The organism is Pedobacter sp. (assembly GCF_040513095.1).
GTDB lineage: Bacteria > Bacteroidota > Bacteroidia > Sphingobacteriales > Sphingobacteriaceae > Pedobacter.
The window spans coordinates 11,889-33,708 of sequence record NZ_JBEVDX010000001.1; the positions used below are offsets into that span (position 1 = coordinate 11,889).

A 21,820-nucleotide genomic window follows, 5' to 3' on the forward strand; every position below is an offset into this window, starting at 1 on the left:
ATTAGATTGCTTAATCAATTTCGCAATAATAAGGGCAAAAAAACTGTAAAGGTTCAGCATTTACTGTCAAATTTCATTACAAATCAAGTAATTACCGTTAAATGATAGTCAAAAACAATAAAAATTAGGTAGCTAAATTGATTTAATATTCAACAGGAGGTGTTTGTAATTCGCCGGGCTTTAAAAAACAAACCCTTGCCATAATTATTTGTTATGCTTGATGATAACCGCTACATGATACAAACTGCAGCATAGTATGACTTTAGATTTGGAAGATACAATGCAGCATCATAGCGGATCAAAGCAAAACCTGACAAATGAAAAATTATAAAGATCAACAGACTATCATACCCTACCTGATGCTGGTTAACGCATTGGAGTTTATAGAATTTATACAAACTGTATTTAGTGCTGAAGTGCTCCTGATCAATATGGCAGAAGATAACAGGACTGTCCTCAATGCCGAGATCAGGATTGGCCATACCGTGATATTGCTGTCTGAAGCTAAAGATAAATACGGAAAAGCTGTTGGAAATCTGTTTATCTATGTTGGAGATGCCGATGAAGCTTTCAACAGAGCTATCTTTCATGGGGCTTCCGTAGTGACGGATGTTACTGATATGGATTATGGCAGGAGCGGCGGGGTTGAAGATCCATTTGGTAACACCTGGTGGCTGACTACTGCGTAATGACCTGAAGAGCTATTCAGGATCACTTAAAAACAAGCACTGCCTCATTGATGCTGCCGGGCGCTTACATGCAGCCGAAGACATCAAATGAGACAGTGCTTGTTTTTATAAGAAATATTTTAAAGACAAACCGGCGTATCCGTTTCTCTTGGGAGAAGGATTAAAGTAAGCCGGCTGCCCGCCACTCACACCTACAGCGTTTAATGAAAGTATAGAACTATAAGATTCATTCAGGATATTATCTACTCCTCCGTATATGTTCATTTCAAAGGATTTATTCAATTGCTTCTTATAGCCCAGTTTGGCACCTGCAACACCGTAAGAGGGATTATAATCTGTGTTCCGGTCGTTTAGAGGCATCTTATCATTGTAGTAGTAGTTCAGGTTTACATACAGGCCGAACTGCGTTTCCAGATCCAGACCGGCGCTTAAAACCCATGGCGCTACGCCGGTTAGTTTATTCCCGTTGTAGCTTGCAGTCACCTGATTGGCAGCGTTCAGCGTTTGGTAATCCCTGAATTTAAAATCTGAATAGGTTAGGGCTACAAATGGTCTCAGACTCGCGATTATGTTCTTATCTTCAGGTTTTAGTGCCTGCCAGGATAAGGCAAGTTCAGCTCCGTTGTGCGAGGTTTTACCAGCATTGTTATAGATGGTTATTCCCTGCTGAACCGACTGGGCAATCAGCTCCCCTTTCATATCCATTTTGAAGAGGGCAAGGTCGTAACTGAATCTGGAATGAAACAGGTTTCCTTTGGCATTGATTTCATAATTCAATGCTTTCTCAGCCTGCAGATTCGGATTGATCGATCCGTCAACATTTTTTACTTCTGAACTTGACGGAGGCGAAAAGCCGGAACTTACACTGGCATGTAAACTCAATGCTTCAGAGAAGTTATGGCTCAGGGCAATACGTGGTGTAGCCTGCGGATTAAAATCTTTGATCCCGCTCTGGGCAGGAAGCAGATAATTTGACACGTCGTATTTAAGGCTGTTATAGCTTAGTCCCAGTGTAAGCAGTGTACGGCTTCCAAGTTTGGTTTCCGACTGGTAAAACAAAGAGTACTGCGTATTACGGTAGTCGATATTCGCTGTCAGAGCACCTTCTTTACCCTGATTGTTTACATACTGCGTGCCTTTTGTGAGTCCCTGATTGAATTCTGTCCCTACAATAAACCTGGTAGGCAATACATCAAATCCCGCGTCGTAGGTAAAACTTGTCCTTCCGCCATAACTCTGGTAGAAATTGCGGAGGTAGGCATAGGGAAGCGGATGGTTCAGGTCGTAAGAATAAGTAAATACGCTGGTACTGTTAGAAAACCGGTCGTTAAACTTATATAGCTGTCCCAGCCCTACCCTTGTCCAGGTTTGGTAACGCCCCGCCTGTTTATCCAGGTTGCTGGCGTTGGCCTGTTCCGGATCAGCAGCTACCTGACTGGCCGTTAATGATCCGGGAATCTGCGAATACTGTGTTGTTCTGTTCAGCAGCAGGGTAATTATACGCTTATTGCTGGGGAAAAGCTGGAAGTTACCGGACAGGAACCTTCTCATGTCGTTACTGTGCTGACGGTAACCATCATATTCCTGCCATCCGTAAGATACGTAGCTATTGATCTGGTCGCCACCACTCCGGAACGTAGCAGCAAGTTTATGCAGGCCATAACTGCCGGCCAGGGCCGATGCCTCAAAACTCTGTTCCCCATATGGAGAACGCTGCAACTGGAAATTGATCACCCCGCCTGTACCCGCACCGTAAATACTGGAAGCGGGCCCTTTGATGACTTCGGCCCTGCCGATACTGTTTACATCCAGCGCCTCGATACGTGTGGTACCATCGGCTTCCGTAACCGGGATATCGTTGAGATATACTTTGATATTCCTCAGTCCGAAGGAAGAACGTACGCCATTGCCCCTTATTGAAATCCTGGCTTCGGAAAGTGTACTCTGATCCATTCTCACACCAGGAACTGAATTCAACGCCTGCTGGAATGACATACCGCTCCCTCGGTTGATATCTTTACTTGTGATCAGGGCTATAGCACCGGCAGTTTCCTTTTTGCTGCGGTTCCCTGCAAAACCAGTAACGCGTACCTCGTTGAGGTTTGATTCATCTGCGTCGAGCTGGATATTGAGGGTACCTTCCTTTGCAGTATAGTTCAGTTCCTGGGTTTTGAAACCTACAAGTACAAATCTGATGATTTGATCAGCACCGGAATGCTGGAAAGAGAAATGACCGTACTGGTCAGATTCTGCGAGCAGCTGATCTTTTGAGTTTTTAATGCTGACACCGGCAAGCGCCTGTTTAGTCTGTGAGTCGTATATGCTGCCTGTAACAGCTTTGTCCTGCGCCTGTACACCTCTGGAAAGTATAGCGAAAGCAGCAAGCATAATGATGTATCTGATGATGTTCATTAGAAATTGCGAAATAAAAGTCCATAAAAAAACCACCGGTATCAAAAGATACCGGTGTTATACAATAGGGATTTTATGCGCGTGGAGGCTGAAAGATATCAGCAGCAAACTGAGGCAGGCGAAAGGGTATTTCACTCTGGTATTCCATTGCAATATCAACTGCATACGGGGAAAATGAAAGTTTCTCCACTACCACTCCCAGCTGGAATAACGACCGCTGATTTTCGCGGTCCCTGTTTTTTTCTTTTTGTTCCGCCTGTTTTAACTTCCGCATCAGGTAACACTTACCATTACAGCGCAGCTGAGGTTTATCGCGGTTGATACACAGTTCGGAGATAATATAATTTTCGTTCAGTTCAAAACCTGCATATACCAACAGCTGACTAAAGTTAGCAGCAAGTGTAGTAAAGATCAGTATATGCGCAAGTATGCTTTTGAACATTTTGCAAATATATAAAAACTAAGCGCTAACCGACCGGTCTAAATGAACATATCCACCATCCACATAAACCAGCTGACCAGTAGTATGGCTTGATTTAGGTGACAACAGGAACAATACCGCGTTGGCAATCTCCTCAGCGGTGGTCATCCGGTTTTCCAAAGGAATTTTGGCCAGTGTAGCTGCCAGCTTTTCTTCAGGGTTCGGCAGCGAATTGATCCAGGTTTCATACAATGGTGTATAACATTCCGCTACAATTACAGCGTTTACACGGATACTGTAAGGCAGTAACTCAACGGCCCACTCCCTCGTAAGTGCATTTCGTGCACCATTGGAGGCAGCATAGGCTGATGTGCCGCCCTGACCGGTTTCGGCCACCTTAGATCCGATGTTTACAATTGCACCCCCGCTCTTTTTTAACCAGGGCAGGCATTCCTGAGCCATCATGTAATAGTGGATTACATTTTTATGGAGACTGCTTACAAAAGCATCATAACTTCCGTTCTCCAGTCCCACGCCGTCGTTTACACCGGCATTATTTACCAGTCCATCAATTCTTCCGAACTTTTCGATAATCTGACTAACAGTAGCCCCAGCTTGCTTTGGATCAGTCAGTTCAGCAAGCACCTGAAAGGCCTCCTGCCCCTGAGCGGCAAGATCATTCAGCAATCTGCTGTTATCTTCCTCGTTCCGGCCAACAATTACCGGGATGGCCCCTTCATTCGCCAGCTGACGAACAATGCCTGCGCCGATGCCTTTTGCACCACCGGTTACGACTACTATTTTATCTTTTAACTGCAAGTCCATGTTATCCCTGTTTTACATAGGCCTTAAGCTCCTGTCTCGCAGCTCCAAGTCCGTCAATTCCCAATTCTACCACATCACCTTCTTTTAAGTAGACCGGCGGATTGAAGCCCAGGCCTACTCCCGCAGGTGTACCTGTAGAAATTACATCACCCGGAAGCAATGTCATGAACTGGCTCAGGTAGGAAACCACTGTAGGCACATCAAATATAAAATCAGATGTATTTCCATCCTGCATCATGCTGCCATTTACGCTTAGCCAGAGGCGAAGGTTGTTGACATCCCCAAGTTCATCAGGTGTTGCAAGGAAGGGGCCCATTGGTGCGAACGTATCACAGCCCTTACCTTTATCCCATGTACCACCTTTTTCAAGCTGAAACTCACGCTCAGATACATCATTGTGTAAAGTATAACCTGCAACATAGTCCAGCGCATCAGCTACATCCACATAAGATGCTTTTTTACCGATCACTACGGCCAGTTCTACTTCCCAGTCCGTCTTCACAGAATTTTTAGGGATAATGATCGGATCATTAGGACCTACCAGTGAAGTAGTGGATTTCATAAATATAATAGGCTCTGCAGGAATCTGCGCATTGGTTTCTTTTGCATGGTTCGCATAGTTTAGCCCAATACAAACAATTTTAGAGGGACGGGCAATGGGTGATCCCAAACGGGCAGCTGCAGGAACTTCGATCAGCGCTCCTTCATTTGCTTTTACAAACTCAGCAAGTCTTTCCAGTCCGTTGTTCTCAAAAAATTCTTCATTGTAATCTCCGCCAAAGGCAGAAGTATCATATTGCACATCATTGATGATCACACCAGTTTTTTCTTTACCGGCTTCACCCCATCTTATTAGCTTCATATCAGTATTTAGTTATTAAGTTTTATAAATCCTCCGTCAATCGGATAGTCATTTCCAGTTACAAATCCGGCTTCCTCAGCGCAGAGGTACAATGCCAGTGCAGCTACCTCATCCGGTCTGCCCATTCTTCCCACAGGCTGGCTTTTAGACAGTTTTGCGAAGATTTCTTCTTCCTGTCCTGCATAATTTTTTGCTATAAAGCCATCTACGAAAGGTGTATGTACCCTTGCAGGTGAAATACTGTTACAGCGAATGCCATCTGCCATATAATCCCTGGCAACAGACATCGTCATCGCAAAAATTGCTCCCTTGCTCATAGAATAGGCAAACCTGTCGGTAATTCCAACAACGGCAGCTATTGACGCCATGTTCAGGATCGCTGCACTTTTACTTTTTTTCAATAACGGTATTCCGGCGAATAAGGTATTGTATGCACCTTTTACATTCACGTCGAACACCTTGGTAAAGTCTTCTTCGCTGGTGGTATCAGCTTTTCCGATGTGGGCAATACCGGCATTATTTACGAGGATATCCAGTTTACCGATCTGGTTAAAGACCTTCAGTACTTCCTGCTGGTTGCTTACATCGCAGCCATATGCAAAAGCTGCGCCTTCTTTTTCCTTAATTTCATTCACTGTTTCCTCTGCCGCTGCTGCATTGAGTTCAATGATATGTACCTGTGCACCCTGTGCGGCGAACAATACAGAAATAGCTTTACCAATGCCGCTTCCGCCGCCGGTTACAATGGCTGTTTTTCCTTCTAAACTAAACATATATTCAAATTAATGATCTATCAAATTATAAAGAAACTCCTCTTTTCCAGGGGATAAAATCATCCTGTCCCAATTCTACTGCCTTAGGTTTGATATTGCCGCTGGCCACCTCTATTACATAGCGGAGCAGGCGTTCTCCTGCTTCTTCGATGCTTTCCCTGCCTTCAATGATTGTTCCACAGTTGATATCGATGATATCAGGCATTCTATTGTATAATGCTGTGTTTGTAGAGATTTTGATCACGGGAGCAACAGGATTTCCTGTTGGTGTGCCAAGGCCGGTGGTAAACAAAACGATATTTGCACCGGACGCCACCTCTGCAGTAGTACTTTCCACATCGCTTCCCGGTGTGCAGAGCAGGTTTAATCCCGGCTTGCTTACCTTATCAGGATAATCCAATACCGCTGTTACGGGAGAATTGCCGCCTTTTTTTGCTGCACCTGCCGATTTGATCGCATCTGTGATCAGGCCGTCCTTAATATTACCAGGGGATGGATTGGCATAAAAACCAGAACCCGTAGCCTCTGCTAATGCATTGTATGTGGTCATCAATCCCATAAAGCGCTCTGCTGTTGCGACATCCGTACAGCGGTCGCTCAGTTCCTGTTCAACCCCGCAGAGCTCCGGGAATTCTGCAAGAATAACACTCCCGCCCAGGGTAACCATGATATCTGAAAGATGACCAAGTGCAGGGTTCGCAGAGATACCCGAGAATCCGTCAGATCCGCCACATTCAAGTCCGATACATAATTTAGATAAAGGTGCCGGGCTCCTTTGCTGGCGGTTAGCCTGCATCAATCCAGCGAAAGTTTGTTTCAGTGCTTCTTCCAGCAATTTGCTTTCCGTACCCAGCTTCTGCTGTTCCAGAATTACAAGGGGCTTCTTAAAGTTCGGGTCACGTTTATTGATCTCATCCTGTAAAATACTTGCCTGCGCATGCTGGCAACCTAAGCTCAGCACTGTCGCACCAGCCACATTCGGGTGGGTAATATATCCGGCCAGTAATCCGCACAGCGTATCAGAGTCCATTCTTGTGCCTCCGCAACCCATATCGTGGTTCAGGAATTTGATTCCATCGATATTAGGGAACAACTGGTTCGTCTGGCTCACTACTGCCGAACGCTGCAGGTCTGCATTCAAAATATCTTCAACCGATTTCCCGGTCTGGTACAGGGCAATTAACCCATCTACCTCATTTTCATAACTCTTTGGTTTTTTAAAACCAAGTTTACCGATCAGCGCTTCTTTCAGCACTTCTACATTGCGGTTCTCGCAAAATACCAATGGGATCACGATCCAGTAATTGGCCGTTCCTACGCTGCCGTCCTCACGGTGAAAACCCATAAAGGTCTGGTCTGCAAAAGCAGAAACGTCTGGCTGCTGCCATTGAGTTTTTCTTTCTCCCAGGGCATAATCTTCTGCGGCATGTACTACATTATCTACTGTAATCGCAGAGCCAAGGGGGATGTTTTCACTTGCTTTACCCACCAGTACCCCATACATATGGATCTGGTTGCCCGGAGCGAGGGCTGTAAGCGTAAACTTGTGTTTTGCCGAAACTGCGGTCAGCAGGTCAAAACTCTGCCCGTTAAAATTAATCCTGGTTCCTGCCGGCAGGTCTACCAGGGCCACCAGCACATTATCCAGTGGATGTATTTGTATATACGACGTTATTTGTGTTGCCGACATAGGTTTAAAGTTCAAAAATTTTATTCATTAACATCCATTTCTCTCCGGGTTTTGCTCCCGGTAAAGCCTGCTGATATTTCCACATCAGCGTTTCCCATTCCTGTACTTTTTCATTTCCAGTATCCATTGCGGTTTTCTTTTCAAAGCTGAAACTTGCGTTTACATCCATGATCATAAAAAGCCGGTTGGACAACCGGTAAATCTCCATCTCCTCTATTCCGGCTTCTTTGATGCTGATATAGATTTCGGGCCATATCTGCTGATGTAATCTTTCGTAATCTGCGATCAGTTCCGGATCGTCAATGAGATCAAGTGTTAGACAATATCTGTTCATAACCTATAAATTTAGATGTGGTGTATATTCAGTTACCCAAAGGAAGGCAATTTTGTCAGGATTTTTTTTATCATTTGAACAAAAGATTAAATGATTTTGGCATATTTACCTGTAATCTGTTACCAATTATAACAAAAGAAATGAAACCCCAGCTTTTAAAAGTATCTACCACCCCTGTCAATTCGTTCAGTGCCCGCCAGGATAATGTGCCCTATATCAATAACCGCTGGCATTACCACAACGAAGTGGAACTCATTCATTTTAAAAAAGGTAACGGTACCCAGTTTATTGGCGACAGCATCAAACGTTTCCGTTCGGGTGACCTGATCCTGATTGGTGCCAACCTGCCCCATTACTGGCGTTTTGACGATATTTATTTTGATGAAAATGTGGATACGGCAGCCGATGTGAGGGTGATCCATTTTAATGAGAACTTCTGGGGGGATACATTTCTGAACCTGCCCGAAAATACACAGATGAAACTTACCCTCGAGAAAGCCAGGCGGGGCATTCAGATCGGCGGACAAATCAGACACGATATTGGAGACTTACTGGAGCAGCTACTCAAAGCTGAAGGAACTAAAAAAATTATTCTGCTGATGGAGGCATTGACAGCCATCGGAAACTGCAGCCAGAACAAACTGCTTTCGTCAATGGGATTCAGGCACAATTTTGAAGAAACAGAAAACGACAGGATCCATGCGATATATGAGTTTTCGCTGGCTAATTTTAAACGGAAGATCCAGACTGAAGAAGTAGCGGAGATAGCCCATGTGAGCATCAATTACTTTTGCCGCTACTTTAAATCAAGAACCAGAAAGACCTATTCTCAGTTCATCAATGAAATAAGAATAGGTCATGCCTGTAAATTGCTGATCGAAAACAAGATCAATGTGAAGCAGATCTGTTATGAAAGCGGCTTTTACAATTTTGCCAGCTTTCATAAGTACTTTAAATCGATCACCGGTAAAAGCCCGATGAATTATCAGCGCGAATTTCACCAGGAAAGAAAAGAATCATCCTCCCTGATGATCTGATACGCTCAATTATTTCATTGCTGATAAAGTAGTTTTCAATGTTGTTACTCCGGCAGCAGTACTTGCCGGGCTCTTGAAAATGGCAGAAGCTGTAGTAGGTTTTCCATAAAAGCTTTTGTTGGCCACGGCATCAATATCCAGTGAAGCACCGTTCAATGAAATCCCTGCGAACAGTCCTTTGCTTCTTGAATAAGAATACACCTCGGCTTCCAGTTTATAATCTGTATTTGCCGTAGAGCTTCTTCCAACCGGGCCAGCTGCTACAGAAACATCTCCGCCAAGCGTAAAACTGCTTTTGTTGATTTCCGTTAAACTTTTGCTATGTCTGAATATCAGGACAAGGTCTACTGACTGAACGCCAATCTGTGCACCAACGCTGCCGCCGGTCATAGTTACAAAGGCAGGGTTACTCCAGCTGCCATCGGCATTTTTAATCATGGCAATACCTTTACCTCTTTTTGCACCTACAACCAATCCTGCATTAATCATTTTAGGTATAATGATGATTCCCTGCGTAACTGCCAGCAGTTCAGACGGAATAGTTTCCTTCATTTTGGCGAAGTCTGACAATACCGTAGTTGCCGATTCAATTTTTTTCTGTTCTTTATCCTGGGCAAAGGCCGAAGCACCCAGGAAAAGTCCCGCGCATAAAAGCAAAACTCCCTTTAAATTCGTAATTTTCATAGTCTGATTTTTTTTGTTCATAAATTTTGAAGCCAGGCTTCTGTTTGCTATAAGAACAAAATAAAAGCCAGAATTGGCTGAAGCGAAAATTATAGCTAATGTTTACACTTAACAGTTAAACCTATTTTTTCTTCAGCCAATTCCGGCTTTTTCAGCATCCCGGTGGATTACTTCTGATCAGCTTTCTGAAAAATATAAGTTGTTGTGGCAATAGTAACAGTTGTAGGATCACTTAGGTTCTGTCCTTTTGTTTCTGTAGCAGAAAATTGGAATACTGGTTTGATTTCCAGTTTCAGGGATTTTGAGAATGACTTTTTCATGATGTATGGTTTATTGGTTTACATCAATTTTAAGTCTGTCTCAAGTTATTATAAAAGATATTACGCGAACGCCAATAATGTAAAGGTAAATGAGCATATTATCCCTTATATTTGAATATATGATTCCTACAAAAAACAGTAAAGCCGGCAGATTTTACCTTACCCATTTGCTGGTATGGATACTGTTTATCCTTTATGAGTCATTGATTACCATTATCATATCCGGTAAATTCTGGACACTATTAGATTATTTTAATGCGTACTTCATTAACATAGCTTTATTTTATATTAATGCGCATTATGTGCTGCCCAACTGGAATAAAAAACGCTATTACCTCACTGTCTTCCTGGTCGTTGTGGCGATTGTCAGCTCGGCACTGCTGAAGTATACCTTCTCGGAAATCCTGTTTTACATGAAAGTTACTGCAGTGAGTCCTTTCAGGAACCTTAGTTTGGGGATTGTGAATACTGTTTGGAGATCTATATACTTTATAGGGCTCAGTGTAGGCTATTGGTTTGCACTCAACATTATCATAGAAAGGAAGAAGGTTTATGACCTCGAAAAGAACAAGCTGCGCAGTCAGCTGCAGCAGGAACAGTTGCAAAAAAAACTAGCCGACTCGGAAATTGCTTTCCTGAAGGCACAGATCAACCCGCACTTTCTCTTTAACACGCTCAACTTCCTTTACAATTCGTCGTTAAACAGCGCGCCCCAGTTAGCAGAACCAATATTACTGTTGTCAGATATTATGCGTTATGCCATAACCGATACACCCAAGACAGGTAAAGTTAACCTGGACGACGAAATAGAACAGATCAACACTTTTATCAGTTTAAATCAGTTCAGATTTGACCATAACCTGCAGCTCGCCTTTAATGTTTCTGGCGACACATCGGCCATTGAGATCCTGCCCCTGGTACTGCTGACACCGGTAGAGAATATCTTCAAGTATGGCGATCTTAAGAACACCAGCCATCCTGCGACAATCGATCTGGTAATCCAGGGGAACCGCTTACACCTGACCAGCCGGAACAGAAAATTGAAATCGCGCAAACACATCCCGAGCGGCGGCGTTGGACTTAAAAACCTGAAGTTACGGTTAGATGCTTATTATTCAGATGCCCATCATATTCATGTATCCGAAAGTGATGAGGATTTTATTTTTGAACTTCAAATAACTTTATAAGCTTTATGTATAAATGTTTTATCATTGATGACGAATCACATGCCATCGACACTTTAAAAAAGTATGCAAAAGACAGCGGTCAACTGGAGATTATCGGTTCCTCCCAGAATCCCCTGGAGGCTGTAAAATTTATAAATGAACGCAAAGACATCGCCATAACCTTTTTGGACATAGATATGCCAGAGATCTCGGGACTGGATGTGGCTGACCTGATTTACCAGAATACGGCAATCATTTTTACCACCGGGCATGCCGGATATGCTGTTGAAGGTTTTGAGAAGAACATCTCGGATTTTATGCTCAAACCTATTTCTTTCAGCCGGTTTATGAAATCGCTGACGAAAGTGATTGCCCAGCTGGAGAAGAAAGTACAGGAAGAGGCAAAAAATGACACCTACTTTTTTGTTAACCCCGGCATCAAGGGTAAAATGCTCAAAATCAATTTTAATGACGTAGAATTTATCGAAGGGCTAAACAACTATATCGTTATCCATACCCCTCCGAATAATCATATTATTTACCTCACGATGAAAGAAATTGAATCAGGCCTGCCGCCTGAGACCTTCATACGCATACATAAATCCTACATCGTGAATATCAATAAGGTAACCCTGATGGAAGGGAATAAAATTATGATCAACAAAATGATTTTCCCTATCGGATCCTCCTATAAGGACAAGCTGCTCAAAAAGATCAACAATAATATTATCAAGACCCATCGCTAGTGGTGTAATTAAGAAAGGACTGGTGTTTTCTCATAAAGTGGTAGATCAGGTATTCGTATTCCCTCGGAGTGTTTTCGAATATCCGGTTCACATGCATGTGTACCAGGTTGATCAGTAAGTTGTAACGGGCTTCCCTGCTCCAGTCGCCAAGCTTACTAACCAACGCGTTCAGCATCAGCTGAAAATCACCATAAGCCTTCCGGTTTTTCTGCATCTCCAGGTGCTGCCGGTTTCCCACCAGCTGCTGCTGGAACTTCCTGTATTTCAGGTCGAGTTTACGGATGACTTCCTTATCCCGGTTAAATTCAGCCGACATGTTTTGCAGCGCGCCATACAAAAAATCTGATCGTTCTTTTTTGTCCCTGATAAAACAATGGATGATCTGCAGGGCCGTGTTTACCGCAAAACTCAGCTTAAAAGTAGTATTGAGCTCATTTTTGCGGAACATGGACAGTATGAATTCACTGTTCCTGTAAAAAAATGATTCCACTTCGCTGATGAGCGAAACTGAGTATTTCTCCAGCTCCCTCTGATAGGAGTCGAGCATCACATCAGACACCTTCCCCTCCTTAGCCAATGGCTGCAATTTATGTATCAAATCGGAGAGCAACTCATAGGAAGGCTTGTTGCCGCTATAGAACCGCAGCCGGAGATGATATCCCGGATCAAGATAGCGGATGAAGAACCATTTGAATTCAGGATTATCTTTTTTGTATTTCCGCACCACCGGCAGGATAAAGTTCAAAAGAATCTCATCCGTTAAAGAGTAGTGCGCATAGAGTTTGAGATAAAGCCACTCCTCACCGGGGAGAAAGGAACGTTTCACTTTTAAACGCTGTTTAGGATACTGAACCAGCGGGCCAGCAGGTAAATGATACGATTTTGACTGGTTGATCACGCAGGCAATCAGCTGACTTGCAAAGGGCTGCCCCCGCTGGTCATACAGATCTGCACGCTCAGGAGTAATATACTCAGTGAGGGTAACTGTCTTTTTATTTTTGATACATTTCCTGAACATGGACATGTCATTGGGATCAAGCTGATTGAAAACCAGAAAGTTATCTCCTTCCAGCAATTTAAAATGTGCCGGAATATTTAAATCTTCATTGAATGGACCTTTTGCTGAACTAATTTCCCTGAGCTTCTGCTCATTCAATACGCGTGTGGCGGGGCTCAGTACTGCATCTCCCATCTGCAGCCGCGGATAGTAATCCATTCCGGGGAAGAGGCCGCTTAGCGATAATGAAAGGTTTGCTTTGACCCCCTGGTACTGCAGGTCGCATAAAAACCTGAACACAGGTATACTGGAAATCTTGTAGTTGTATGCAGATGACAATCGCGGTAAGATATACCTGTTGAGCTTGAGCGACCTGAGCAATACCTGGTTATCTCTCACCGAAATTACCAGGTCGCTCAGTTTTATGGTAAAGCGATCAGGCCTTACCGCATGTGTGAGTACTGGAATTTCATAGGGATAATAATGCCCTCGCTGATTGATATTGGAGGTCCTGTCATTTGGTGAATAAGCAATTTCCGCAAAAAGAAATTCATCATTCACAGCCATCTCCTGTTCACAGATCTTTTTAAGCGCATCTTCCATTGCCGTACCCACTGTACTAAACCTGGCGCTTAGCTCTATACCTGATACGCCACCGACCCCGTCTACCCAGATCTCTTCATCGATATTCCTGAAAAGCACAAAGAGTCCGGGGGGCAATGGCTGACTGCTTTCAGGCAGTTCCTGCAAATCTTCTTCAGTAATTATAATTTTATCTGCGCCCGGGTTCTTCAGGTTGTTCCATTTCCTGAAGATCATTTTCTCTAAGGCTCCCCATTTCGCACTGGCCTCCCCTTCCTGTTTTACCCGCAGTTCATCAATGAAATCATCATTCTGTGCATTAAAGGCTGCGGCCATATTTTCATAACCGATACCTGATCCGGGATCAAGCACAAGCATCAGTGGCACCTCCTGCTGATCATACTTCTGCAGGAAGTCCTTTTTAAACTGGCGCAGAGGATCGGTTTGATGATCGGCCGTTAGCCGGTCCATCTGACGGATCAAAGTGATTAGCTTTTCCTGCAGCCGCTTGTCCAATCCACCCTCAACACTGCGCTGGTATAAACTGTAGCTTGAGTTGCCGTCATTTCTCGAAATCAGTTTGTCGATATGTGCAATGAGTGTTTTAAGACCGCAATCACTTCCAGCCACTGCACAGCGCTGATGCTCAGTTTTTAAGGATAGCCTGAACGAGCTTAAGTTTTTCAGGTCAATACCGGGATATTTCTGCAGCAACCCGAGGCAGCGCCGGTTAAAAGGATCCCCTGTTACATTCGGGGTCAATTCAGAAACGATTACCTGCCCGCCAAGAAGGCCCTGAAAATAATCTTCTGCTGGTGCATCCTCACCATATTCCACTTTCAGGAATGTTATGATCTCATTTTTTGTACGTCCCTTGCTTATATATTTCAACAGTTTGTTTAAGCCCGGGGTAACTTTGATCTGTACGATAGCAAATTTGTTTTGTGCAGAATAGGCCTGACTGATAAAACGGAGTTCCCTTGAAGACTGGTAAAGGGAATTATTGGTACAATACCTGAGTTCCTGAAAAGCGCTGGTATCCAGGCTGCCTATGCAATCCAGCAATACTTTGAAATCCGGATGAACAATAAGTTCATCATTGTTGGAAAAATAAAGGCTTCCCCCACTGGTGTCTGACCAGGTTCCGGACGAATACGAAGAGAAAAGCCCGTAGGGTAATGCCCTGTAGCACATTCTGTTCAGGTATTTCCAGAGTGTTACACGGACGGAGCCGCTCAGCTGCTCATACTCAAACTCTTTCTTCCTGAGTTCGGTATACAGTGTATGGCTGGCGAAAAACAGGCTTGCCCTGAAAAAGTCGGTCTTCAGGACTGTTTTCAGATACTCTTCATTAAATTTCTGGTAGCTGTACGCCGGGGACCGGACAAGTACAAAGGGATCAATACGTAGTTGACGCATAAATGGTTAATTAAGATCACACAAAAATAATTTTGCAGCAATTTATAACCATTTTTCAAAAGGTTTTTTCTACGCCTGAAATAAAAAAAGTAATGGATTAATATTTAGCAGAAAATATGCGGTAGGCACATCTTCTGCCGCCATCAACAATGTATTCTATCCTTTTGATAGCAACATTTTCTCCGATGACGGTTTGCAGGGTTTTGAATTCCGCACTGCAAATTGCAGGATTAGCATGGGCTGCTGCTCCTATAGGGCAATGATTTTCAATAAAAATGAAGCCTTCTTCATCTTTGATAAACTGAGCCATATACCCCTCTCCTGTGCGTATTGACACAAAAGCACTTAATCTTTTTTCAAGATCTGTGATCCCTTCCAAAGCTTCGAGATACCTGCTGGTACCCCTGTCGCCATTGGCATGGATCACCCTGGAAACCGCCTGTTCACCCAGGGTTTCTTTCATAATTTCCATCAGCTTTATGGTCAGTGCCGCATGCGTATCCGGAAAACGGTTCTGCCCCATACTGGTGAGTGACCACAATTGCTGTGGCCTGCCCCTTCCGGTTACGGTTTTGCTGGAGGTAACGATACCCTCTTTTTCTAACCTGAGCATTTGAAAACGTGCCCCCTCTACCGTTACCTGAAACTCAGCAGCAAGTGACGATAAAGACTGAGGGCCGCTGGTTTTCAGCAGCTCTACAGCCCGTTCTCTGAATGGCGCTTTGTGATGATCCGTTTCCATTACATGAATCCCATTTCCAGTTTGGCTTCATCGCTCATCATGTCCCTGTCCCAGGGCGGATCAAAGGTAAGGCGTACTTCCACATCGCCTACTCCCTCAAGTGCTTTCACTTTGGTTTCAACCTCACCCAGGATTTCTCCCGCAGCCGGACAGGCCGGTGCAGTAAGTGTCATATAGATGTGTACACCATTATTTTCCATCATCTGGATCTTGTAGATCAAGCCCAGCTCAAATATATCCACCGGCAATTCGGGGTCATAAATGGTATGCAAGGCTTCTTCTATGCGGTCTCTTAAAGGTAATTCTGACATAATTATCAATTATTTAGCCTGTTCAACAAAACCAGCAGCATACAATTTCATCTGTCCTACCATCGAGAGCAAACCGTTTGAACGGTTGGGCGACAGGTGATTCTGCAAGCCTATGGTGTTAATAAAATACAGATCAGCGTCAACAATTTCCTGCGGGCTGTGTCCGGATAAAACCCTTACCATTAAACTGATCAGCCCTTTAGTAATGATCGCATCACTGTCTGCAGTGAAAAATATCTTACCCTCTTTGTATTCAGGCTGCAGCCAAACGCTCGACTGGCAGCCTTTGATCAGTTTCTCCGGCACTTTATATTGCGGGTCAATTAAAGGAAGCTCTTTACCGATTTCGATGATATTTTCATATTTGTCCATCCAGTCAGAAAAGAGTTCAAACTCCTCAATAATCTCGTCCTGTTTTTCGTTGATCGTCATTCTTTTTATATAAGTATGGCCGCAGCTCTTTTGATGCCTGCAACCAGTAAATCTACCTCGTCGGTAGTATTGTAAAATGCAAAAGATGCACGGCAGGTTCCCGGAATCCCGAAGAAATCCATCACAGGTTCTGTGCAATGGTGTCCTGTACGGATAGCTATACCCTGTTTATCCAGCAATTCGCCCAGATCGTAGGGATGCACACCTTCAATTAAAAAGGAGATCACACTGGCACGTTCTGCAGCTTTACCAATAAACTGTATCCCCGGCACTTCGGCTAAACGCTCCAGAGCATAAGTCAGTATTTCATGTTCAGCTTCAGCAATCGCTTCCAGACCTATGCTGTTCACATATTCTATAGCGGCTCCCAACCCGATAGCTCCGGAAATATCTGGTGTACCTGCCTCAAATTTGTAGGGCAGCACATTGTAGATAGTTTTCTCAAAGGTTACCGTTTTGATCATATCACCACCACCCTGGTACGGAGGAAGTTCATTCAGCCATTTTTCTTTACCATATAATACACCGATACCAGTTGGCCCGTATATCTTATGGCCGGAAAAAGCCATAAAATCAACATCCAGTTCCTGTACATCAACCGGCATATGCTGTATCGCCTGCGCCACATCCATCATTACAGGAATATTTTTTGCATGCGCCTGACGGATCATTTCGCGTACAGGGTTGATGGTACCCAATGAGTTGGAAACATAGGTGAAAGATAAAAGTTTAACACTATCATCCAGCAGTTCCGGCAGAAGTTCCAGTTTTAACACACCATCCAGATCCATAGGGATCACCTTTAAAGTAGCCCCGCGTTCTTCACAGATCATCTGCCAGGGTACGATATTGGAGTGATGTTCCAATGCCGAAATCAGGATGCTGTCGCCCTTCTGAAGGAATTTTCTTCCGAACGAAGAAGCAACCAGGTTAATGCCATCGGTTGTGCCTTTAGTAAAGATAATCTCATCACTGCTAGCGGCATTGATGAAGGCTGCAACAGTATGACGTGCTTTCTCATATCCCGCTGTAGCCTGCTGGCTCAGCGTATGCACACCACGGTGCACATTACTGTTATAGCGTTCGTAATAATCTTCCAGTACTTTCAGTACCTGTACAGGTTTTTGTGTAGTAGCGGCATTGTCAAAATATACCAGCTTCTTACCCAAAACCTGGGTATCAAGTATAGGGAAATCTTTCCTTATAGTTTCAATCGCTAATTTTCCCATGGTCTTGTAGATTAACCGACAGATGAAAATGAATTTTCCATCTTGCTGTAAATTAAAGATTGTACATATTCTTTAACCACTTCGTTACTGATCTTCTGCGTTACATCAAACATAAAAGCCTCTACCAGTAATTTACGGGCAGACTCTTCGCTGATGCCTCTTGCACGCAGATAAAACAATGATTCAGGATCAAACTGACCAACTGTACAACCGTGACTGCATTTAACGTCGTCAGCATATATTTCCAGTTGTGGTTTGGCAAATACCTGTGCCTTATCACTCAGCAGCAGGTTGTTGTTTTGCTGGAATGCATTGGTCTTTTGGGCAGGACGTTCTACGAAAACCTTACCATTGAAAACGGCTTTACCATTTTCCAGCAACACGCCTTTATAAACCTCGTTGCTTTCGCAATGCGGAAATTTATGGTGTATTGCGGTATGGTTATCGGTTAACTGCTGGCCGCCTACAAGGTACAGACCAAATAAGTGGGTTTCTGTATTGCTGCCGTTCAGTTCAATCTCGAGGTTGTTACGGATCAGTTCCGCACCCGGCAGGTTAAACGTAAAGTTATCATAACGGCTGTTCTGCTCCTGTCTTACCTGGTTATAGGTAATGAGTCTTTCATCCGGCAGATTGTTCTGAATATTGTATTGTATCAGCTGTGCATTTTCCTTAACATCTGCCTGGATCACGCTGTTCAATATGGCACGGTGCCCATTCGTGATAAAGATGCTGGTTTCAATCAGTTCTGCCTTTGCATTCTGGTTTACAATTACCAGGTGCCTTGGCTGAAAAAATGCATGGTCATCTGCCGCATAAAGATTTACAATCTGAATTGGCTTATCCAAAACTACATTTTTGTGTACTTCCAGGAAATATCCGTCTGTAAACAAAGCAGTATTTAAGGCCAGCATTCTGTTTGTCTCTTTTGCATCAAGAGATGCAAATTCGCTGAAAACACTGCTGTCACTGATGCTGTTGGTTGTATGAATGCTGATGTGCTCCGCATCCGGCAATACTGATAGTGCCGGCTGGATCTTTCCATTAAGTAATACCAATAAATAGGCATTTAGGCCAGGTATCGTTGCTTTGTTCACTGCAGCAATCACCTGATCTTCTTCTGCTTCTCCGGTTACAAAGGAAAAATCATCAGTTAAGAATGGACCAAGGTTTGTAAATCTCCAATCCTCGTCTTTTAGTGTAGGAAAACCTTTTGCCTTAAACAGGTCAAAAGCAGTATTCCTTATAGTCGATAAATCACCATTTGTACCTGATGCGCTTTCAGAATTTTCAAATTCAGCAATCAGTTTATCGTACAATGGAGCTGTCATTAGATTTACCATTTTATTTTGTATTTATAGATTCCTGACCGTGAAATTCTTCTTTCAGCCAATCATATCCTTTTTCTTCAAGCTCTAGTGCAAGTTCTTTAGTTCCCGAACGTACGATCTGGCCATTGTACAATACATGCACAAAATCAGGCACAATATATTCCAGCAAACGCTGATAGTGGGTAATCAGTACGAAAGAATTGTCTGCAGAACGCAGTTTGTTAATTCCATTCGAAACGATTCTCAGGGCGTCGATATCCAGTCCTGAATCTGTTTCATCCAGAATTGATAATTTCGGATCAAGCATCGCCAGCTGGAACACTTCATTCCTTTTTTTCTCACCGCCGGAGAAACCCTGGTTTAATGAACGGTTTGCCAGTTTAGCTTCAAATTCTACAAGTTCCTGCTTTTCTTTAGTCATTTTCAGGAAATCCTTCGCTGAAAGTGGTGGCAGGTTACGGTGAATACGGATCTCACTCAATGCCGTTCTCAGGAAGTTAATATTAGAAACACCAGGAATTTCCACAGGATACTGAAATGCCAGAAAAACACCCTCACGGGCACGTTCTTCAGGTTTCATATCCAGCAGGTTCTTGCCGTCCAGCCATACTTCACCTTCGGTTACTTCATAGTTCTCGCGTCCCGCGAGTACAGAAGCCAAAGAACTCTTTCCGGATCCGTTAGGGCCCATGATCGCATGTACTTCGCCAGCATTTACTTCCAGGTTAATCCCTTTTAATATTGCTTTTCCTTCAACATTAGCATGAAGATTTTTTATTGATAACATATTATGGTTTGTTTTTTATGATTATCCTACACTACCTTCCAGTGTAAGAGAGAGTAATTTTTGCGCTTCTACAGCAAATTCCATTGGCAACTGGTTCAGTACTTCTTTTGCATAACCGTTAACGATTAAAGCTATAGCCTGTTCAGAATCAATTCCACGCTGGTTTAAATAAAACACCTGATCTTCACCAATTTTAGATGTAGTAGCCTCATGTTCTATCGTAGCAGTATTATTTTTGGATTCAATATAAGGGAATGTATGTGCACCGCACTGATCACCGATCAGCAGTGAATCACACTGTGTAAAGTTCCTGGCATTTTTGGCCTTGCTGCCCATTTGCACCAAACCACGGTAACTGTTTTGTCCCTCACCGGCCGAGATCCCTTTGGAGATGATACGGCTTTTGGTATTGGCACCCAGATGGTGGATTTTTGTACCGGTATCAGCAATCTGTTTGTTATTGGTAACAGCTACAGAATAAAATTCACCTGATGAATGATCTCCCTGAAGGATCAGACTTGGATATTTCCAGGTAATCGCAGATCCTGTTTCTACCTGTGTCCAGGAGATTTTGGAATGGTCACCACGGCAGGCTCCGCGTTTTGTTACAAAGTTGAAGATCCCTCCTTTTCCGTCTTTGTCACCTGGATACCAGTTCTGTACGGTTGAATATTTAATTTCTGCACCCTTCATTGCAATCAGTTCCACTACGGCAGCATGCAGCTGGTTCTCATCACGCATCGGTGCAGTACAACCTTCCAGGTAGCTCACATAACTATCTTCATCAGCGATGATCAGCGTACGTTCAAACTGACCTGTATTTTCGGCATTGATCCTGAAATAAGTAGACAGCTCCATCGGGCAGCGTACACCTTTAGGGATATACACAAATGAACCGTCTGAGAAAACCGCTGTATTTAAGGATGCAAAGGTATTGTCTGTATGAGGGACTACCGTTCCCAGGTATTTCTGTACCAGCTCAGGGTGGTTTTTCACCGCCTCACTGATGGAACAGAAGATAATTCCCATTTCATTTAAATGCTCCTTGTAAGTTGTACTCACAGATACACTGTCAAATACTACGTCTACAGCTACACCAGCCAGCTGCTTTTGCTCTGACATAGGGATGCCCAGTTTTGCAAAAGTCTTCAGTAATTCAGGATCTACTTCGTCAAGTGAAGCATATTTGGCCTGTTTTTTCGGCGCTGCGTAATAAGAAATCGACTGAAAGTCAATCTCCGGCATTTCAAAGTTTTGCCATTTCGGCATATCCTGTTTCTGGAAAGCCTTAAAGCCCTTCATTCTCCAGTCCAGCAGCCATTGCGGCTCATTCTTTTTCGCAGATATAAATCGTACCGTATCTTCATTGAGCCCGACTTCCGAAATATCCATGTCAATGTCAGTGACAAATCCAAACTCGTATTCCTTGTTTGCCAACTCATCTAGCATCATATCATCTTTTTCCATCTTTATTCAATTTAACGCTTACAGAACTCAGGAGAGAGTATTCAGATAAGCACAGGTACAAAGATAACCAACAGCTATAATAAACCAAGGCTTTACTTTGTTTATTACCATCTAATTACAATAAACAGGCGTTTTTTCTCTCATTAATCAGTGATTTAAACGATTATATGAAAAGCTGGTTTGTTTTTATAAATACTCCTCATAGCTTTACGGTCTATTACTAAGCGCAAAAAATGAATATCAAAACGAAACACTTTCGCCATACCGTAGTAAGTACGTTAATGGTTACAGCCGCCGCAGCCTGCCTCCCTGCGTTTGCACAGGACAAAAAGGATGATCCGCAGATGGATATCTACCGGGCAACGGCAACTAAGGTTAACGACCTGATCCATACAAAACTGGATGTCAGTTTCAACTACAAGAAACGCCACATGTATGGAAAGGAATGGGTAACTATCAAACCTCATTTGTACCCTACTGACTCACTGCGACTGGATGCCCAGGGAATGGACATTAAAAACCTGAGTATTGTGAAAAACGGAAAAAATGTTCCGCTGAAGTACA

21 protein-coding genes and 1 pseudogene are annotated in these 21,820 nt (G+C 43.5%); 5 read left to right on the top strand and 17 right to left on the bottom strand.

Annotated features, from left to right (window positions below; genetic code table 11):
- The first annotated feature begins 317 nt into the window (after positions 1-317).
- On the top strand, positions 318-689 hold the full coding sequence (locus tag ABWY16_RS00055; RefSeq protein ID WP_353902604.1) for a VOC family protein: 372 nt from the start codon (positions 318-320) through the stop codon (positions 687-689).
- Between the two features lie 105 nt (positions 690-794).
- Here ABWY16_RS00055 and ABWY16_RS00060 read toward each other — a convergent pair whose 3' ends face one another.
- From ABWY16_RS00060 to ABWY16_RS00090, 7 genes are all read right to left on the bottom strand, one after another.
- Positions 795-3,101 carry a TonB-dependent receptor domain-containing protein gene (locus tag ABWY16_RS00060; RefSeq protein ID WP_353902605.1) on the bottom strand — a complete coding sequence of 769 codons (2,307 nt, stop codon included), beginning with the start codon at positions 3,099-3,101 and terminating at the stop codon, positions 795-797.
- Positions 3,102-3,174: 73 nt separating this feature from the next.
- Positions 3,175-3,543, bottom strand: coding sequence for a hypothetical protein (locus tag ABWY16_RS00065; protein ID WP_353902606.1), 369 nt, complete (start codon positions 3,541-3,543; stop codon positions 3,175-3,177).
- A gap of 18 nt (positions 3,544-3,561) precedes the next feature.
- Positions 3,562-4,347, bottom strand: coding sequence for an SDR family oxidoreductase (locus ABWY16_RS00070; protein ID WP_353902607.1), 786 nt, complete (start codon positions 4,345-4,347; stop codon positions 3,562-3,564).
- Between the two features lies 1 nt (position 4,348).
- Complete coding sequence (locus ABWY16_RS00075; RefSeq protein ID WP_353902608.1) at positions 4,349-5,209, bottom strand: fumarylacetoacetate hydrolase family protein; 861 nt, start codon at positions 5,207-5,209, stop codon at positions 4,349-4,351.
- Between the two features lie 8 nt (positions 5,210-5,217).
- Positions 5,218-5,982, bottom strand: a complete 765-nt coding sequence (locus ABWY16_RS00080) for an SDR family NAD(P)-dependent oxidoreductase (RefSeq protein WP_353902609.1) — start codon at positions 5,980-5,982, stop codon at positions 5,218-5,220.
- A gap of 25 nt (positions 5,983-6,007) precedes the next feature.
- Entirely contained in the window at positions 6,008-7,672 is a 1,665-nt protein-coding gene (locus ABWY16_RS00085) for a UxaA family hydrolase (RefSeq protein WP_353902610.1), read from the bottom strand.
- 4 nt (positions 7,673-7,676) lie between these two features.
- Positions 7,677-8,006, bottom strand: coding sequence for an L-rhamnose mutarotase (locus ABWY16_RS00090; protein WP_353902611.1), 330 nt, complete (start codon positions 8,004-8,006; stop codon positions 7,677-7,679).
- A gap of 140 nt (positions 8,007-8,146) precedes the next feature.
- Here ABWY16_RS00090 and ABWY16_RS00095 point away from each other — a divergent pair, with 140 nt between their 5' ends.
- The gene (locus ABWY16_RS00095; RefSeq protein WP_353902612.1) at positions 8,147-9,043 is read left to right on the top strand and encodes an AraC family transcriptional regulator; all 897 of its coding nucleotides are present in this window, start codon (positions 8,147-8,149) and stop codon (positions 9,041-9,043) included.
- 9 nt (positions 9,044-9,052) lie between these two features.
- On the opposite strand, the gene ABWY16_RS00100 is transcribed toward ABWY16_RS00095, so the two are convergent.
- Entirely contained in the window at positions 9,053-9,727 is a 675-nt protein-coding gene (locus ABWY16_RS00100; protein ID WP_353902613.1) for a lipid-binding SYLF domain-containing protein, read from the bottom strand.
- Between the two features lie 167 nt (positions 9,728-9,894).
- Positions 9,895-10,047, bottom strand: coding sequence for a hypothetical protein (locus tag ABWY16_RS00105; protein ID WP_353902614.1), 153 nt, complete (start codon positions 10,045-10,047; stop codon positions 9,895-9,897).
- 119 nt (positions 10,048-10,166) lie between these two features.
- On the opposite strand from ABWY16_RS00105, the gene ABWY16_RS00110 reads away from it, so the two are divergent.
- Together ABWY16_RS00110 and ABWY16_RS00115 are read left to right on the top strand one after the other, a co-directional pair.
- The gene (locus ABWY16_RS00110) at positions 10,167-11,234 is read left to right on the top strand and encodes a sensor histidine kinase (RefSeq protein ID WP_353902615.1); all 1,068 of its coding nucleotides are present in this window, start codon (positions 10,167-10,169) and stop codon (positions 11,232-11,234) included.
- Between the two features lie 5 nt (positions 11,235-11,239).
- The gene (locus ABWY16_RS00115) at positions 11,240-11,959 is read left to right on the top strand and encodes a LytR/AlgR family response regulator transcription factor (RefSeq protein WP_353902616.1); all 720 of its coding nucleotides are present in this window, start codon (positions 11,240-11,242) and stop codon (positions 11,957-11,959) included.
- Here ABWY16_RS00115 and ABWY16_RS00120 read toward each other — a convergent pair.
- The 8 genes from ABWY16_RS00120 to sufB form a co-directional block, all read right to left on the bottom strand.
- A complete protein-coding gene (locus tag ABWY16_RS00120; RefSeq protein WP_353902617.1) occupies positions 11,943-14,957 on the bottom strand; it encodes a lantibiotic dehydratase in 3,015 nt (1,004 codons plus the stop codon). The two genes, ABWY16_RS00115 and ABWY16_RS00120, sit on opposite strands and share 17 nt — an antisense overlap.
- Before the next feature lie 97 nt (positions 14,958-15,054).
- A complete protein-coding gene (locus tag ABWY16_RS00125) occupies positions 15,055-15,699 on the bottom strand; it encodes a helix-turn-helix transcriptional regulator (protein ID WP_353902618.1) in 645 nt (214 codons plus the stop codon).
- The gene (locus tag ABWY16_RS00130; RefSeq protein ID WP_353902619.1) at positions 15,699-16,010 is read right to left on the bottom strand and encodes a DUF59 domain-containing protein; all 312 of its coding nucleotides are present in this window, start codon (positions 16,008-16,010) and stop codon (positions 15,699-15,701) included. Before ABWY16_RS00130 ends, ABWY16_RS00125 begins: the two co-directional genes overlap by 1 nt.
- Positions 16,011-16,019: 9 nt before the next feature.
- On the bottom strand, positions 16,020-16,442 hold the full coding sequence (locus ABWY16_RS00135) for a SufE family protein (RefSeq protein ID WP_353902620.1): 423 nt from the start codon (positions 16,440-16,442) through the stop codon (positions 16,020-16,022).
- 5 nt (positions 16,443-16,447) lie between these two features.
- The gene (locus ABWY16_RS00140) at positions 16,448-17,671 is read right to left on the bottom strand and encodes an aminotransferase class V-fold PLP-dependent enzyme (RefSeq protein WP_353902621.1); all 1,224 of its coding nucleotides are present in this window, start codon (positions 17,669-17,671) and stop codon (positions 16,448-16,450) included.
- 11 nt (positions 17,672-17,682) lie between these two features.
- On the bottom strand, positions 17,683-19,002 hold the full coding sequence (gene sufD / locus ABWY16_RS00145) for a Fe-S cluster assembly protein SufD (protein ID WP_353902622.1): 1,320 nt from the start codon (positions 19,000-19,002) through the stop codon (positions 17,683-17,685).
- 13 nt (positions 19,003-19,015) lie between these two features.
- Positions 19,016-19,789 carry a Fe-S cluster assembly ATPase SufC gene (sufC, locus tag ABWY16_RS00150; RefSeq protein ID WP_353902623.1) on the bottom strand — a complete coding sequence of 258 codons (774 nt, stop codon included), beginning with the start codon at positions 19,787-19,789 and terminating at the stop codon, positions 19,016-19,018.
- Between the two features lie 21 nt (positions 19,790-19,810).
- On the bottom strand, positions 19,811-21,256 hold the full coding sequence (sufB, locus tag ABWY16_RS00155; protein WP_353902624.1) for a Fe-S cluster assembly protein SufB: 1,446 nt from the start codon (positions 21,254-21,256) through the stop codon (positions 19,811-19,813).
- 233 nt (positions 21,257-21,489) lie between these two features.
- Here sufB and ABWY16_RS00160 point away from each other — a divergent pair.
- A pseudogene (locus ABWY16_RS00160) lies at positions 21,490-21,820 on the top strand (M1 family peptidase); the annotation flags it as partial.